This is a genomic window from Thalassospira indica, assembly GCF_003403095.1.
Lineage (GTDB): Bacteria > Pseudomonadota > Alphaproteobacteria > Rhodospirillales > Thalassospiraceae > Thalassospira > Thalassospira indica.
Genome location: NZ_CP031555.1, coordinates 3,383,937 through 3,398,663, shown reverse-complemented (window position 1 = coordinate 3,398,663; position 14,727 = coordinate 3,383,937). Strand labels below are relative to the sequence as shown.

13 protein-coding genes are annotated in these 14,727 nt (G+C 55.3%); 10 read left to right on the top strand and 3 right to left on the bottom strand.

Annotated elements, in window-relative coordinates:
- Nucleotides 1–5: 5 nt before the first annotated feature.
- Both DY252_RS16005 and DY252_RS16000 read left to right on the top strand, forming a co-directional pair.
- A complete protein-coding gene (locus tag DY252_RS16005) occupies nucleotides 6–875 on the top strand; it encodes a FadR/GntR family transcriptional regulator (protein ID WP_064788377.1) in 870 nt (289 codons plus the stop codon).
- Between the two features lie 41 nt (nucleotides 876–916).
- A complete protein-coding gene (locus tag DY252_RS16000; protein ID WP_064788376.1) occupies nucleotides 917–1,984 on the top strand; it encodes an osmoprotectant NAGGN system M42 family peptidase in 1,068 nt (355 codons plus the stop codon).
- A 13-nt stretch (nucleotides 1,985–1,997) separates the two neighbouring features.
- On the opposite strand, the gene DY252_RS15995 is transcribed toward DY252_RS16000, so the two are convergent.
- Entirely contained in the window at nucleotides 1,998–2,423 is a 426-nt protein-coding gene (locus tag DY252_RS15995) for an acyl-CoA thioesterase (RefSeq protein WP_064788375.1), read from the bottom strand.
- Nucleotides 2,424–2,951: 528 nt separating this feature from the next.
- Here DY252_RS15995 and DY252_RS15990 point away from each other — a divergent pair.
- Genes DY252_RS15990 through DY252_RS15980 form a run of 3 tightly spaced genes read left to right on the top strand, consistent with a single transcriptional unit; the run spans nucleotide 2,952 to nucleotide 6,926 of the window.
- Entirely contained in the window at nucleotides 2,952–4,310 is a 1,359-nt protein-coding gene (locus DY252_RS15990) for an NAD(P)-dependent oxidoreductase (RefSeq protein ID WP_064788374.1), read from the top strand.
- A 25-nt stretch (nucleotides 4,311–4,335) separates the two neighbouring features.
- Nucleotides 4,336–5,613, top strand: a complete 1,278-nt coding sequence (preA, locus tag DY252_RS15985; protein ID WP_008890132.1) for an NAD-dependent dihydropyrimidine dehydrogenase subunit PreA — start codon at nucleotides 4,336–4,338, stop codon at nucleotides 5,611–5,613.
- Between the two features lie 41 nt (nucleotides 5,614–5,654).
- Nucleotides 5,655–6,926, top strand: a complete 1,272-nt coding sequence (locus tag DY252_RS15980; protein WP_063087951.1) for a Zn-dependent hydrolase — start codon at nucleotides 5,655–5,657, stop codon at nucleotides 6,924–6,926.
- Nucleotides 6,927–7,010: 84 nt separating this feature from the next.
- Here the strand turns inward: DY252_RS15980 and DY252_RS15975 are convergent, their stop codons facing one another.
- Complete coding sequence (locus tag DY252_RS15975) at nucleotides 7,011–7,862, bottom strand: substrate-binding periplasmic protein (protein ID WP_231959679.1); 852 nt, start codon at nucleotides 7,860–7,862, stop codon at nucleotides 7,011–7,013.
- Between the two features lie 114 nt (nucleotides 7,863–7,976).
- Nucleotides 7,977–8,615 (bottom strand): TetR/AcrR family transcriptional regulator, encoded by a 639-nt coding sequence (locus DY252_RS15970; RefSeq protein WP_064788373.1) that lies wholly within the window; start codon nucleotides 8,613–8,615, stop codon nucleotides 7,977–7,979.
- 496 nt (nucleotides 8,616–9,111) lie between these two features.
- Between DY252_RS15970 and aptA the strand changes: the two genes are divergently transcribed.
- The 5 genes from aptA to DY252_RS15945 all read left to right on the top strand — a co-directional run bounded on the left by aptA (nucleotide 9,112) and on the right by DY252_RS15945 (nucleotide 14,679).
- Nucleotides 9,112–10,443 (top strand): omega-aminotransferase AptA, encoded by a 1,332-nt coding sequence (aptA, locus tag DY252_RS15965; RefSeq protein ID WP_008890128.1) that lies wholly within the window; start codon nucleotides 9,112–9,114, stop codon nucleotides 10,441–10,443.
- A gap of 248 nt (nucleotides 10,444–10,691) precedes the next feature.
- Entirely contained in the window at nucleotides 10,692–11,558 is an 867-nt protein-coding gene (locus DY252_RS15960; protein ID WP_008890127.1) for a nitrilase-related carbon-nitrogen hydrolase, read from the top strand.
- A gap of 256 nt (nucleotides 11,559–11,814) precedes the next feature.
- Complete coding sequence (locus DY252_RS15955; RefSeq protein WP_008890125.1) at nucleotides 11,815–12,606, top strand: ABC transporter ATP-binding protein; 792 nt, start codon at nucleotides 11,815–11,817, stop codon at nucleotides 12,604–12,606.
- Nucleotides 12,596–13,525, top strand: coding sequence for an ABC transporter permease (locus DY252_RS15950; RefSeq protein WP_064788372.1), 930 nt, complete (start codon nucleotides 12,596–12,598; stop codon nucleotides 13,523–13,525). Before DY252_RS15955 ends, DY252_RS15950 begins: the two co-directional genes overlap by 11 nt.
- The gene (locus DY252_RS15945; protein ID WP_064788371.1) at nucleotides 13,522–14,679 is read left to right on the top strand and encodes an ABC transporter permease; all 1,158 of its coding nucleotides are present in this window, start codon (nucleotides 13,522–13,524) and stop codon (nucleotides 14,677–14,679) included. Before DY252_RS15950 ends, DY252_RS15945 begins: the two co-directional genes overlap by 4 nt.
- The last annotated feature ends 48 nt before the right edge of the window (nucleotides 14,680–14,727 follow it).

Sequence of the window (14,727 nt, the reverse complement as noted above, 5' to 3'; positions counted from 1 at the left end):
AACAAATGACAAAGAACCCGATCAAGGGGCCGAAACAGGACTTGGAACTGACCACACGCCCACGCAAGCGCGAGCGGAAGCGTTCCGATATCATTGCCGACGCGCTGAAAGACTATATCGCGCAAACGGGGCTGCGTCCGGGCGAGCGTCTGCCACAGGAAGCGGAACTGATTACACTGTTGGGCGCATCCAAGGGGACCGTACGCGAAGCTCTGAAATCAATGGAAACGCAGGGGATTATCGCAACCCGGACCGGACCGGGCGGCGGGGCGTTTATCGATACCGTGTCCGAGGGACGCGCGGTCGAACTTCTGGCTAATTACTTCTTTTTCAAGGACCTTACGATCCGCGACATTTACGAGCTTCGGATACTGCTGGAACCGGAAATGGCCGCGGCCTGTATCGGTCATCTGGAAGAAGACGATTTTGAAAGGCTTGAAGAGGTCATGACATGGTATGCGAGCCATCCGACCTCGATCGAGGAAGCGCGACGCCAACGCATCAAGGAACTGGAATTCCATCTGGTTCTGGTGGAGCTTTGCCCCAATCCGCTGTTGTCATTTATCTGTCGGTTCATGATCGATTTGCTGATGAATTTGACCGTCTGCAAAAAGATTTATGATCAGCCCAACACTGAACTGCGCGAAACGGGGCGCAACTATCAGTTCCGCCTGATCGAAGCGCTTCGCAAGGGCGATGGTGAAACGGCGCGTGCGGTCACCTATCAACACATGTGCGCGGCCCAGCGTTTGATGGAAGAACAGGAAGCGGTGGTTGAAAACCGCTTTTTCCGGTCGGGCAATATCGATCTGCCGCGTGACTTGTCACCCAGTGCCGAATTGCGCGCGCTTTCGGGTATCGCAACCAAGCACTGATCTTTGAGCCGACGTTATACAAGAATTTAAGGACGGGTATCATGTCTGAAACCCATATTGATCGACAATATCTCAGTGCGGTTCTGGCAAGGCTTCTGACGATTGACAGCCCGACGGGCATGACCGAGCGCGCCGTGGACTTCGTCTGTGACGAGTTGCGCGATATGGGAATATCGTTTGAACTGACCCGGCGGGGGGCGATCCGGGCTGTCATTCCGGGTCAGGCCAAGGGATCCGACCGTGCGGTCGCAGCCCATCTTGATACGCTCGGCGCGATGGTCAAACAGATCAAGGATAATGGCCGACTGGAAGTCGCCATGATCGGGCATTGGTCTTCGCGCTTTGCCGAAGGGGCGCGCGTGACGGTCTATTCCGATAACGGCAAAACAACACGCGGCACGATCCTGACGATCAAGGCATCAGGCCACACCTATAACACCGAAATCGAAAGCCAGCCGGTTACATGGGAACAGCTTGAGCTGCGTCTGGATGCGCGGGTTGCCAATCGTGATGATGTGGTGGCCCTTGGCATCAATGTCGGGGATATGGTTGCGATTGATACCAATGCCGAATTTACCGACAGCGGCTTTGTCGTGTCGCGCCATCTTGATGACAAGGCGGGTGTGGCGGCTGTTCTGGCGGCTGTCCGTGCGCTTGTGACGGGAAAGGTATCCTTGCCCGTCGATTGCAAAATCCTGTTTACCATTGCCGAAGAAGTCGGTCATGGCGCGCCGCACATCCTTGATGATGATATTGCCGAACTGGTCGCGGTTGATAACGGCACCTTCGCACCGGGGCAGAACACCAGCGAATATGGCGTGACCATTGCGATGAAGGACATGTCCGGCCCGTTTGATCGCAAGCTTAATCGCCATTTGCTTGATCTGTGCGAAGCAAACGGCATCGAGCATTCCCGCGATGTGTTCAAGTTTTACCGAAGCGACGTGGCCGCCGGGATTGAAGCCGGCTATGACGCGCGCGGATCATTGATCTGTTTCGGGCTGGATGCATCGCACGGGCATGAACGTGCTCACATCGACAGCTTCGTCGCGGTCGGGGAATTGCTTGTGGCGTATCTGCAAAGTCCATTGCTTGGCTCGGATGTTTGACCCGGATCCTTGATCAGGCCTCTGACAAGGCATCTTCCGGGTCGGGATTAAGCGGGCGGGGGCGGCCGGCCTCATCGAGCGCGACAAAGGTAAAGATACCTTCGGTTACTTTGTCGGATGTTTCTTCAAAGCGCGTCTGGCGCCAGGCCTGCACATGGATGCGAAGGGATGTGCGCCCGACATGGATGATTTCGGTGAAGAACGACACTTCATCGCCGACATGGACCGGACGCAGGAACGACATGCTGTCGACAAAGACGGTCGCGGTTCGTCCCTTGGCCCGCCTTGCAGCGGCGGTTCCGGCGGCAAGGTCCATTTGCGACATTAACCAGCCGCCAAAGATATCCCCGGTCGGGTTGGTATCGGACGGCATGGCAACGGCACGCACCGACGGTTGACGGTCGGGAAGGGTGTCGGTGGCATCGTTTACAAGGGTCATCGAAGGCTTTCCGAAGTGGGTTTGTTCGATGACGTTACTTTAGTTTGTCTAAATAAAGCCAGCACAAAATGTTGCCAAATCAGGGACATACCGGATGTCCAGTGGCCTGTAATCCGATGCGGATATGATGGCGCCAGGCCCCGGTTTTTTGGCGCGGATGCAGGTGTTTTACGACCCAACCAAGAATTCGGATTTTTAATCTTGACCAAATGATCAGGATTGGACATGCTGTATCCGTCAGAGAGAGGCATCTGCACGTGTATCAACCGGGGATAACCCCGAAACTATAACCACACGGCAGATCAAATACTGGGAAACAATCCGGCTCAAGCCGGACGGATACGCCAAGAATGTCAGTACGAGAGACCCTGAGTTGGTCGGGCCCGCCCGTCCACGTGAAGCCATAACTGTATTCTGATCGCGCGCAAGCTGTGATCACATTTGGCCCGCGGTCGATTGTAATGTCATTCTTGTTTTGTCTCTCGATGACGTCAGGAGAGGACGCCTTTTTGGCAGGGAGACAAACAAATGACCACCTTGCAGGCCAAGCAAGCTTCAAAATCCGGTGCCGTTCATGGCGGTGCTGGTCACAATGACGCAGATGACGGCTTTTCCGATCTGCATCCGGCCTATTCCACGCTTCAGGCGATGGCGGAAAGCAACCGCTGCCTGTATTGCTATGACGCGCCATGCGTGACCGCATGCCCGACATCAATCGATATTCCATCCTTCATTCGCAAAATCAGCACCGGCAACCCGGATGGTGCGGCAAAAACCATTTTGTCAGCCAACATCATGGGCGGCACCTGTGCGCGGGCCTGCCCGACCGAAGTGCTGTGTGAAGAGGCCTGCGTGCGTAACGTCGCCGAGGATACCGCCGTTGAGATCGGCAGCCTGCAACGATACGCGGTTGATCATCTGATGGCGCGCGATCTGCCCCATCCGTTCAAACGTGCACCCAAAACCGGCAAGACCATTGCCGTTGTCGGTGCCGGTCCGGCGGGCCTTTCGTGCGCGCACCGTGCGGCGATGCTGGGCCATGACGTTGTCGTGTTCGAAGCCAAGCCGAAACCGGGCGGGCTTAATGAATATGGTCTTGCCGCCTACAAGATGACCAACGATTTCGCCCAGCGCGAAGTAGAATTCCTTCTGGGCATCGGCGGGATTGAAATCGAATATAACAAGGCGCTTGGCAAGGACATCAACCTTGCCGACCTCAAAGCCAAATACGATGCCGTGTTTGTTGGTGTTGGTCTTGGCTCGACCAATGATCTTGGCCTTAAGGGTGAAGATTTCCCGGGTGTTGATGACGCAATCAATTTCATCGAAAAACTGCGTCAGACCGAACCGAAATCCGATATGCCGGTTGGCAACAACGTGATCGTCATTGGCGGTGGCAACACCGCAATTGATGCCGCGGTTCAGGCCAAACGCCTTGGGGCCGAGGAAGTCACCCTTGTTTACCGCCGGGGTGCGGAAAACATGTCCGCGACCGAGTTCGAGCAGGACCTTGCCAAAACCAACGGCGTTATTGTGCGTTACTGGGCAAAGCCGGTCGCGATCAAGGCCAATGGCAAGCTGATGGGCATGGAGTTCGAAAAGACCGAACTTGATGCCAGTGGCAAGCTTGTCGGCACAGGCGAAACCTTTGAAGTGCGTGCAGACCAGATTTTGAAGGCCATCGGACAAAAAATCAAAACCGATGACCTTGCCGGGATGGAGATCACCGGCGGCAAGATCGTGGTCGATAAAAACTATCAGACAACCGCCCCGGGCGTGTTCGCCGGTGGGGACTGCATCAAGAGTGGCGAAGACCTGACTGTTCAGTCGGTCGAAGACGGCAAACAGGCCGCCATCGCCATTGATGCATTCCTGAAATCCGCGTGAAACGCTAGCCAAAGGGAGAGAGAAAATGGCTGATCTAAGCTGCAAAATCGCCGGTATTGATTCGCTTAACCCGTTCTGGCTGGCCTCCGCGCCGCCAACGGACAAGAAATACAACGTTGTTCGCGCCTTTGAAGCAGGCTGGGGCGGGGTTGTCTGGAAGACGCTGGGCATCGATCCGCCCGTGGTCAACGTGTCCTCGCGCTATGGCGCGCACCATGACCAGAACCGCCGTCTGCTGGGGATCAACAATATCGAGCTGATTTCCGACCGTCCGCTTGCCACCAACCTTCAGGAAATCCGTGAATGCCGGAAAGAGTATCCTGATCACGTCATCATCGGTTCGATGATGGCCCCGATCGAGGAACGCGCCTGGAAGGACCTTGCCCAGCAGATCGCCGAAAGCGGTGTGCATGGGCTTGAGCTTAACCTTGGTTGCCCGCACGGCATGTGCGAACGCGGCATGGGATCGGCCATCGGTCAGGTGCCGGAAATGGTCGAACAGGTCACCCGTTGGGTCAAGGATGCGGTCGATATTCCGGTCTTTACCAAACTGACCCCGAATATCACCAACATCCTGTGGTCGGCCGAAGCAGCGCTTAAGGGCGGGGCGGATGCCGTATCGCTGATTAACACCGTTAACTCCATCGTCTCAGTCGATATCGACAACATGATCCCGGAGCCAGTCGTTGACGGCAAGGGCACGCATGGCGGTTATTGCGGGTCTGCGGTCAAGCCGATTGCGCTGAACATGGTGGCGGAAATCGCCCGCACACCTGAAACCCGCGATCTTGAGATTTCCGGTATCGGGGGCATCACCACCTGGAAAGATGCCGTCGAATTCATGGCACTTGGATCGAACGCCGTTCAGGTTTGCACGGCTGCGATGATCTATGGCTTCCGCGTGGTTGATGACCTGATTGACGGTATGAGCCAGTGGATGGATGACAAGGGTTATACCAGTGTCGAACAGTTCACCCGTGCTGCCGTTCCGCAGGTTTCCGACTGGAACGAGCTTAACATGAACTTCGACACCAAGGCGGTGATCAACCCGGATAACTGCATCGAGTGCGGTCGTTGCCATATTGCGTGTGAAGATACCTCGCACCAGGCAATCACCATGACCGACAAGCCCGAAGGCGGCCGTCTGTTCGAAGTGGTCGATGAGGAATGCGTTGGCTGTAACCTTTGTTATCACATCTGCCCGGTGCCCGATTGCATCACCATGGAACCGGTCAAGACCGACAAACCGCCGATGACCTGGCCGGAACATCCGCTTAATCCCATGCGCGTGGCTGCTGAATAAGCCATCCGCGCAAACGCCACCAAAACCAAAAGGACTGACGAATGACTGCTCAACCCAGTGTACGTAACCTGTCAATTGATGGTGACCGCCTTTGGGATAGCCTGATGGAAATGGCCAAGATCGGCAAAACCGCAAAGGACGGCGTTTGCCGTCTGGCGCTGACCGATCTTGACCGTGAAAGCCGTGATCTGTTCATCGACTGGTGCAAGGCAGAAGGTTGCTCGATCCGGATCGATAAAATGGGCAATATCTTTGCCCGCCGCGAAGGCCGCAATCCCGATCTGCCGCCCGTGGTGATGGGAAGCCACCTTGATAGCCAGCCCACAGGTGGCAAGTATGACGGTGTTTACGGGGTGCTGTCGGGGCTTGAAGTGATCCGCACGCTCAATGAAGCCAAATACGAAACCGAAGCGCCTCTTGAAGTCGTTTGCTGGACGAACGAGGAAGGCTCGCGCTTTGCCCCGGCCATGGTGGCATCCGGTGTCTTTGCCAAGGTGTTTGACCTTGAATACGGTCATTCCCGTGCGGATGTTGATGGCAAAACCATGGGCGAGGAGTTGGAGCGTATCGGCTATATGGGGCCGGACGAGGCCACCATTGATGCCCATCCGATGGGGGCCTATTTCGAAGCCCATATCGAACAGGGCCCGATCCTTGAAGATGAAGGCAAGGATATCGGCATTGTCACCGATGCCCAGGGCCAGCGTTGGTATGAAATCAAGTTCACCGGTGTCGAAGCCCATGCCGGCCCGACCCCGATGAAGACGCGTAAGGATGCATTGCTTGGTGCGGCGCGCGTGGTTGATCTGGTCAACAAGATCGGTCTGGATCGCTCCCCGCTTGCCTGTGCGACGGTCGGCATGATGCAAATCCATCCGAACTCACGCAACGTCATCCCGGGCGAGGTGTTCTTTACCGTCGATTTCCGCCATCCCGATGATGCGGTTCTGGCCGATATGGACAAGGCATTGCGCGAAGGTGTCGAAAAGATTGCCAAGGAGATCGGCCTTCAGACCGAGCTTGAGCAGATCTTTTATTACGCACCGGTGCCGTTCGATAAATCCTGTGTCGATGCGGTACGCATGGGGGCCGAACTTGGCGGGTTCTCTGCGCGTGAAATCGTTTCGGGTGCGGGGCATGATGCGTGCTATCTCGCGCAAGTTTGCCCGACGGCGATGATCTTTATCCCGTGTGTTGACGGCATTTCGCATAACGAGATCGAAGAAGTGCACAAACACTGGTCGGATGCCGGTGGTCAGGTTCTGCTGCATGCGGTTCTGGCCAAGGCCGATGAAACCGTGATGCAAAAATAGGGTCCCGACATTTTACGGTGACCAAATGTAAAGCAGGGCGTTATGTGCGCCCTGCTTTTTTATTATGGTGGCAACAGGCCGCCGTTAACTCGCCCCTTCGGACACATCAAGAAGATGGTTCTCGGTCCACTGATCAAGCGTTCCGTCTTCGGCAAGCTGTTCGATCAGGATATTCAGGTTTCTGACATGGCCCATGCAGGGGCTTTTGCGTGAAAACATGAAATGGACCTTGTTGCTGTCAATCGGTGGTTCGACCACGATGATGTCGTCGATCAGATTATCGCGATAGATATTGGTCAGCCCGTCAAAGCGCCCCAGCATCACATAATCGACCCGCCCATTCATCAGGACGTCAAAGATGCGATTGCCGGTGGGGGAGAAAATCATGTTCAGCCGTTGTTCGGCAAAGCGGTCGATATAATCGCCGTAACTGCCACCTTGCGGACGCGCACCGTCATACCCGATCAGATCACTCAGCTCGACGACCGGAAAGCGATTGTCGTTGCGTTGAAAGACCATGATGTCGTCATTGGCAAATGGCGCACTATAAAAGTGGACCTGATCGCGCTCGTGGGTGAAATAGGCGCCGGCAATCACATCCAGTTCACCCTTGCTGAGCATCTGAATGGCGCGTGTCCAGGGAATGTCGAGATTGAGATCAAGCTTCAAATCGTGACGGTTGGCGTAATCCTGCAAAATGTCGATTGCAAGCCCGGTCTGTTGGCCATCATCACGGATATAGGTGATCGGCTCCCAACCGTCTGCGCCGCCAACCGACAGCTTCCTGCAATTGCTGGCAGGCGGGGTATTTTGTGTCTGGGCTAAAATTGCGTTTTCGGCAGCTGCCGGGAATGTCATCAGGGACGCAAGTCCGCCGATCAGGACAGCGGAAATACAACCACAAACAGCGCGAAGTGATGGTCCGATACACAGCATTATTGTCTGCAAACATCGTGATTATCAGGAATAACTAAAATTGGTCCCGCGATAATCCGATACAACTATACAGAAGTGGTGACGTCGGCCGCAGTCAGGTCCCCAAACGGGGGATCAGGCGAGGCCGACACCCTTCAATATGATCCGCACGACATTTTCCTTGGCCTCGGCAAATTGTGCGTCGGTCAGTGGTTTGTCATTGTTGAAAATCTCGATCTGGCGGCCAAAGTCGGCATAGTGCTGTGTGGTGGCAAAGATCATGTACATCAGGGTGTAGGGTTCGACCTCATCCATCTTGCCCTCGTCAATCCAGCCCCGAATGACTTCCACGCGGCTATCGAGCCAGTTTTTCACCGTGGTCGAGATATATTCCGACGAGAATTTGGCGCCACGGATGATTTCATGTGCCCAAAGACGCGATCCGTATGGACGCACACGCGACAAATCCATCTTGGCCTCGATATAGCCGCGCAGAATGAAGGCGGGGTCGGCACTGTTATCGAACGTCATTGCCGCTTCGAGCCAGTGGTCGCAAACATCTTCCATGATCCGGCGATACAGGGCCTCTTTGGTGCTGAAATAGTAATGCACATTGGCCTTGGGGACATTGGCGATTTCGGCAATCCGCGCAGTGGTTGCCCCCTTGAACCCGAAATCGGCAAAGACCCGTTCGGCAGCGGCCAGAATCTGTTCTTCGTTTTCCTGTCGGATCGCGGCCTTGTGTGCGCCGTTTACTGCGGGTTTTGTGCTCATTTTTGTGTCCCGTTTCGCGCCGATTTTGATGGATCTCAATCGTGCTGTCTAAATCGCGTCATTTATCTTGACCGTTTGGTCAGGTTAAAATAACCTCTACTGCAAATATCAAAAAGAAACTTTTTATGCGCGTCGTTCCAAGCCATGGTCAAGAGTCGGTTTTGTCCGAAATATCGAACAGTACCGATGAAAGATAAACACAAAATAGACGCCGTAAATAAAAATCAGGGTCGCCGAAATGGTGTTTGACAGTCGAATATTCGAAACAGTTCCGCGGTGGTATTAAAGCGCTAGTGCGTGGGCATGTCTCATGCTAACGACGTTTGTGTGCCCGCAACAGGTCGGGCCGTCCCGGAAAACGAATGTGCGACATTTTGGTCATCAGGCCAGATACCTTTTCGCGAAAACGGGATGAAGAATATCAGATGCCGGTGCACGGTGGCCCGCCACCGAACCGGTCGAGGGAAGAACTTGAAAAGGTACGGGAGACCTTTTGATGACAGCCACCACGAAAATCAGCCGTCCGAACGATCTTTCGGCGTTCTGGATGCCCTTTACTGCCAACCGTCAGTTCAAGCAGACCCCGCGTATGCTGGTGTCGGCCGATGGCATGTATTACAAAACCGACGATAACCGCGACATCCTTGATGGCACCGCAGGCCTTTGGTGCTGCAACGCTGGTCACAAGCGTCCGAAAATCGTCGAAGCGGTCAAGGCACAGATGGACGAGCTGGATTATGCCCCGGCATTCCAGATGGGCCATCCCAAGGCGTTCGAACTGGCCAGCCGTCTGGCACAGTTGATGCCGGGCAATCTCAACCACGTTTTCTATACCAACTCCGGTTCTGAGTCGGTTGAAACCGCGCTTAAAATCGCACTGGCCTATCACCGTGCACGCGGCGATGGACAGCGGACCCGCCTGATCGGTCGCGAACGCGGATATCACGGTGTGAACTTCGGCGGTATTTCCGTTGGTGGTATTTCGGGTAACCGCAAAACATTCGGCCAGATGCTGGGCGGTGTGGACCATATGCGTCACACTTACCTGCCGGACGAAAACGGTGTTACCCGCGGTATGCCCGAACATGGTGCCTACCTTGCCGAAGATCTGGAACGCATTTGCGCGTTGCATGATCCGTCGACCATCGCGGCCGTGATTGTCGAGCCGGTTGCGGGCTCCACCGGTGTTCTGATCCCGCCGAAGGGCTATCTGGAACGCCTGCGCGAGATCTGCACCAAGCATGGCATCTTGTTGATCTTTGATGAGGTCATCACCGGTTTCGGTCGTCTTGGCGCACCGTTCGCAGTCGATTATTTCGGTGTTCAGCCGGATCTGGTCACTACCGCCAAGGGCCTTACCAACGGCACCATCCCGATGGGTGCGGTGTTTGCCACCGACGAGATCCATGATGCCTTCATGACCGGCCCGGAAAACATGATCGAGCTGTTCCATGGCTACACCTATTCGGGCAACCCGGTTGCCTGTGCGGCTGCCATGGCAACGCTTGAGACCTATGAAGAAGAAGGTCTGTATTCCAAGGGCAAGGAACTTGGTCAGTATTGGGAAGATGCGGTGCACAGCCTGATCGATCTGCCGCTGGTCAAGGATGTCCGTAACCTTGGCCTGATCGGTGCGATCGAGCTGGAGCCGATTGAAGGCTTCCCGACCAAGCGTGCGTTCAATGCCTTCCTCAAGGCGTTTGAGAAGGGCATTCTGATCCGCACCACGGGTGATATCATTGCGCTGTCGCCGCCGCTGATCCTTGAAAAATCACATATTGATCAGCTGTTCGGCACATTGCGCGAAGTGCTTAAAGAGATCGACTAGAGTTACGATTTTCGTTCCCTGCCTGCGCAATCGGGCAGGGGACACCCGGCTTGCAGAACCACCAAAAACAAACGGGACTGCAACGCCACGGAGGAAACAACTGTTTCGCGATTTTTCTGATTGCGTCCCGTCTGGGAACGAACCCGTAAAAAAACAAACAGGGTTCTTGGGGCGCGAGAAGACATAAGTCCAAAGATCAGCAAAAGCTGGCAAGGACATAAAAATATCAGATCAAGGAGGTATCTCGGATGTCAAAGCTGAGAGGTGGCCTGATTCAAATGAGCCTTAAGGGTTCAACCGATCAGTCCCCCGAAGAAATCCGCAAGGCCATGATCGACGCACACCTGCCCTATATCGAAGAGGCGGGCAAAAAAGGTGTGCAGGTTCTGTGCTTTCAGGAAGTATTCACCCAGCCCTATTTCTGTCCGAGCCAGGACAAGAAATGGTACGCCGCCGCAGAAAAAATCCCTGATGGCCCGACCACACAGCTGATGTGTGAGTTGGCCGCCAAATACAAAATGGTGATCGTTGTTCCGATCTATGAGGAAGACATCACCGGTGTTTATTACAACACCGCTGCCGTGATTGACGCCGACGGCACCTATCTTGGCAAATACCGCAAAACCCACATCCCCCATGTCGCCGGTTTCTGGGAGAAATTCTTCTTCAAGCCGGGTGTTTCGAACTGGCCGGTCTTTGATACCCAGTATTGCAAACTTGGCGTTTATATCTGTTACGACCGGCACTTCCCGGAAGGCTGGCGTGCCTTAGCACTTAATGGCGCGGAATATATCGTCAACCCGTCGGCGACGGTTGCCGGGGTGTCGGAATATATCTGGAAACTCGAACAGCCGGCATCGGCTGTCGCCAATGGCTGCTTTATCGGTGCGATCAACCGGGTCGGCCGTGAACAGCCCTGGGATATTGGCGAGTTTTACGGCCAAAGCTATTTCGTCAATCCACGCGGCGAAATCGAAGCACAGGCATCGCGCGATAATGACGAATTGCTGGTCCATGACATGGATATGTCGATGGTGCGCGAAATTCGCGACAACTGGCAATTCTTCCGCGACCGTCGCCCGTCGACCTATACCCGTCTGACCGACGGGAACTGATTTCATGATACCGGCGAGCGGTCAAAGCGCTGCTCGCCGTTTTGCCTTGATCGACAGGTGGGGTATCATTCCCCGTTCCCGGCAACGACCGGACAAAGGCTTTATGCGTTTGATCAATGTCGACAAGGTTCAGGGCAACGTCCCTGAGGGAGGCTTCCATCGACTGTGCCAAAAGAGACGCTTTTGGTTCTGAGAGAGACATACGATCAGGGGAAACCCCATGACGCTAAAACAAGTCGTCAATAATGTTGCTGAGATGCCCGCATCGAAAAAAGCAGTTGTTGATATCAAGAAACTGTCGCTGACTTTCCAGACGGCAGACGGTCCCGTTTACGCCCTTTCCGATGTCGATCTGACCATCGAAGAAGGCGACTTTGTTTCCTTTATCGGCCCGTCGGGCTGCGGCAAAACCACACTTTTGCGCGTGATCGCCGACCTTGAACAAGCCACCGGCGGCGAAATTTCGATCAATGGTGTCACGCCGCATGAAGCGCGCGAAAAGCGTGCTTATGGCTATGTGTTTCAGGCACCCGCACTTTTGCCGTGGCGTTCAATCGAACGCAACGTGACCTTGCCGCTCGAAATCATGGAAATCTCCAAGGAAGAGCGCGTCAAGCGCGCCCAGGAGGCCCTGAAACTGGTCGAGCTCAATGGTTTTGAAAAGAAATTCCCATGGCAGCTGTCCGGCGGCATGCAGCAACGTGCGTCAATCGCGCGTGCCCTGTCGTTCGACGCCGACCTGCTGTTGATGGACGAACCATTTGGCGCGCTTGATGAAATCGTGCGCGATCACCTGAATGAACAGCTGTTGAAATTGTGGGCGCGGACCAACAAGACGGTGGCGTTCGTCACCCACTCCATCCCCGAGGCGGTGTATCTGTCGTCCAAGATTGTCGTGATGTCACCCCGTCCGGGGCGAATCATTGATGTGATCGAAACCGACTTCCCGAAAGACCGCACACTTGATATCCGCGAAACGCCGGAATTCCTTGAGATTGCGCATCGGGTGCGGGAAGGGCTGCGTGCGGGGCACAGCAATGACGAGTAACACTGCTGCCATGACCGGGTCTGTTCGCGGACCATCGACCTGGACACGCATGATGTCTGGCCAGACCGGGCCGGTTTGCGTTGTTCTGATCGCCCTTCTTGTTCTGTGGTATGTCGGGGCCGTTTTCATGAACGCGCCGACCCAGATTGACCGTTACAACCGTGCTGACCAGACCTGGACTACGGGCCAGCTGATTGAGGATACCCTTGCGCAAGATCGCCCGATCCTGCCCGCCCCGCATCAGGTGGCGGTCGAGATGTATCACACCATCTTTGCCATCAAGATCACCTCGAAACGCTCTCTGGTCTATCACAGCTGGGTAACGCTTTCCTCGACCCTTCTTGGGTTTGGGATTGGTACGTTGCTTGGTGTGTTACTGGCGGTGGGGATTGTTCATGTCATGACGCTTGAAAAAAGCCTGATGCCATGGGTGATTTCATCGCAAACCATTCCGATCCTTGCCATCGCGCCGATGATCATCGTTGTTCTGGGCGCCATCGGGATCAAGGGGCTGGTGCCAAAGGCGGTCATATCGACCTATTTGTGCTTCTTCCCGGTCACGATCAGCATGGTCAAGGGGCTACGTTCCCCGCAGGTGATCCAGCTTGATCTGATGCGGACCTATAATGCCTCGAAATGGCAGACCTTCTGGCAGCTTCGCCTGCCGTCGGCCATGCCATATCTGTTTGCCAGCCTGAAGGTTGCGATCGCGATCAGTCTGGTCGGTGCCATCGTCGGCGAATTGCCGACCGGTGCGCAGGCGGGCCTTGGCGCGCGTTTGCTGGCCGGGTCCTATTACGGACAGACCATTCAAATCTGGTCGGCCCTTCTGACCGCGGCGTTTGTGGCCGCCATCCTTGTCGTCATCGTCGGCTGGTGTGAACGCAGGGTCCTTGTGCGGATGGGGGTGAAGTCATGACCTGGACGAAACTGGACAAGTTCTGTCTCGTCGCGGCGATTGCGGCCTTGCTGGCACTCATCTTCCCGCTTGCGGGTGTGGATGGGGATACAGGTAAACAGGTTGCCTTTGTTGGTGACATTCCCGGGCTTGCAGCCGCAATGGCGTTGTCTGTGATCGTCGGTTCCGCCTTTACCTGGCTGGGCGCACGGTCGATCACCGCTGGCATGATCATTCTGGCAGTTGCAGTGTTTGGCTGCTGGCAGGCCTTGAGTGTTCTGTATGATCACGGTGTTGCAGGCTTTGCCGGGCTTGGTTTCTGGTTGTTCATCCTGTCGCTTTGGGCGTTTGTCTGGCGCGGGATTGATGTGATTGCCAATTACCACAGCCTTGATCGCACCAAACAGCATCTGGCGAACTTCGTCGTGCCGGTGGCCTTTGGCGTATGGCTTCTGTTTGTCTGGGAAGTCGTCGTTTCAGGCTTTGGCGTGCCACAGGTTCTGTTGCCGCCGCCCAGCATGATTGGCGAACGGTTCGTCAATTCCACTGACATTCTGGCAGCCGACTTCCACCAGACCTTCGTGAAGGCCGTGCTAAGCGGCTATGTCATGGGCTGTGGTTCGGCCTTTATCGTAGCGATCGCGGTTGATCGTGTGCCGTTCCTTAAACGCGGTCTTTTGCCGCTGGGCAATATGGTTTCGGCGCTGCCGATCATTGGCGTCGCTCCGATCATGGTGATGTGGTTTGGCTTTGACTGGCAATCGAAGGCGGCTGTGATCGTCATCATGACCTTCTTCCCGATGCTGGTGAATACCGTGACCGGGTTGAATGCGGCCGGGAAGCTTGAAAAGGATCTGATGGCGACATACGCGTCGGGCTATTGGTCAACGCTGTTTCGGCTGCGTTTGCCTGCGGCCATGCCGTTTGTTTTCAACGCACTTAAAATCAATTCCACGCTTGCGCTGATTGGCGCAATCGTCGCCGAATTTTTTGGCACCCCGATTGTGGGCATGGGATTCCGTATTTCGACCGAGGTCGGGCGGATGAACATCGACATGGTCTGGGCGGAAATCGCATTGGCGGCCCTTGCGGGGACCGCCTTCTACGGGGCTGTGGCGTATATCGAAAGAAAAGCGACGTCATGGCATCCGTCATTCAGGGTACGTCGCCATTAAAGGCATAAAACAAGACGACCCGCCGGGAGGACTTGACGATAACCTGAG

Bases quoted from the DNA above. Each gene is read 5' to 3' on its own strand.
- DY252_RS16005 (WP_064788377.1), top strand. From the start codon at position 6: ATGACAAAGAACCCGATCAAGGGGCCGAAACAGGACTTGGAACTGACC.
- DY252_RS16000 (WP_064788376.1), top strand. From the start codon at position 917: ATGTCTGAAACCCATATTGATCGACAATATCTCAGTGCGGTTCTGGCA.
- DY252_RS15995 (WP_064788375.1), bottom strand. From the start codon at position 2,423: ATGACCCTTGTAAACGATGCCACCGACACCCTTCCCGACCGTCAACCG.
- DY252_RS15990 (WP_064788374.1), top strand. From the start codon at position 2,952: ATGACCACCTTGCAGGCCAAGCAAGCTTCAAAATCCGGTGCCGTTCAT.
- preA (WP_008890132.1), top strand. From the start codon at position 4,336: ATGGCTGATCTAAGCTGCAAAATCGCCGGTATTGATTCGCTTAACCCG.
- DY252_RS15980 (WP_063087951.1), top strand. From the start codon at position 5,655: ATGACTGCTCAACCCAGTGTACGTAACCTGTCAATTGATGGTGACCGC.
- DY252_RS15975 (WP_231959679.1), bottom strand. From the start codon at position 7,862: ATGCTGTGTATCGGACCATCACTTCGCGCTGTTTGTGGTTGTATTTCC.
- DY252_RS15970 (WP_064788373.1), bottom strand. From the start codon at position 8,615: ATGAGCACAAAACCCGCAGTAAACGGCGCACACAAGGCCGCGATCCGA.
- aptA (WP_008890128.1), top strand. From the start codon at position 9,112: ATGACAGCCACCACGAAAATCAGCCGTCCGAACGATCTTTCGGCGTTC.
- DY252_RS15960 (WP_008890127.1), top strand. From the start codon at position 10,692: ATGTCAAAGCTGAGAGGTGGCCTGATTCAAATGAGCCTTAAGGGTTCA.
- DY252_RS15955 (WP_008890125.1), top strand. From the start codon at position 11,815: ATGCCCGCATCGAAAAAAGCAGTTGTTGATATCAAGAAACTGTCGCTG.
- DY252_RS15950 (WP_064788372.1), top strand. From the start codon at position 12,596: ATGACGAGTAACACTGCTGCCATGACCGGGTCTGTTCGCGGACCATCG.
- DY252_RS15945 (WP_064788371.1), top strand. From the start codon at position 13,522: ATGACCTGGACGAAACTGGACAAGTTCTGTCTCGTCGCGGCGATTGCG.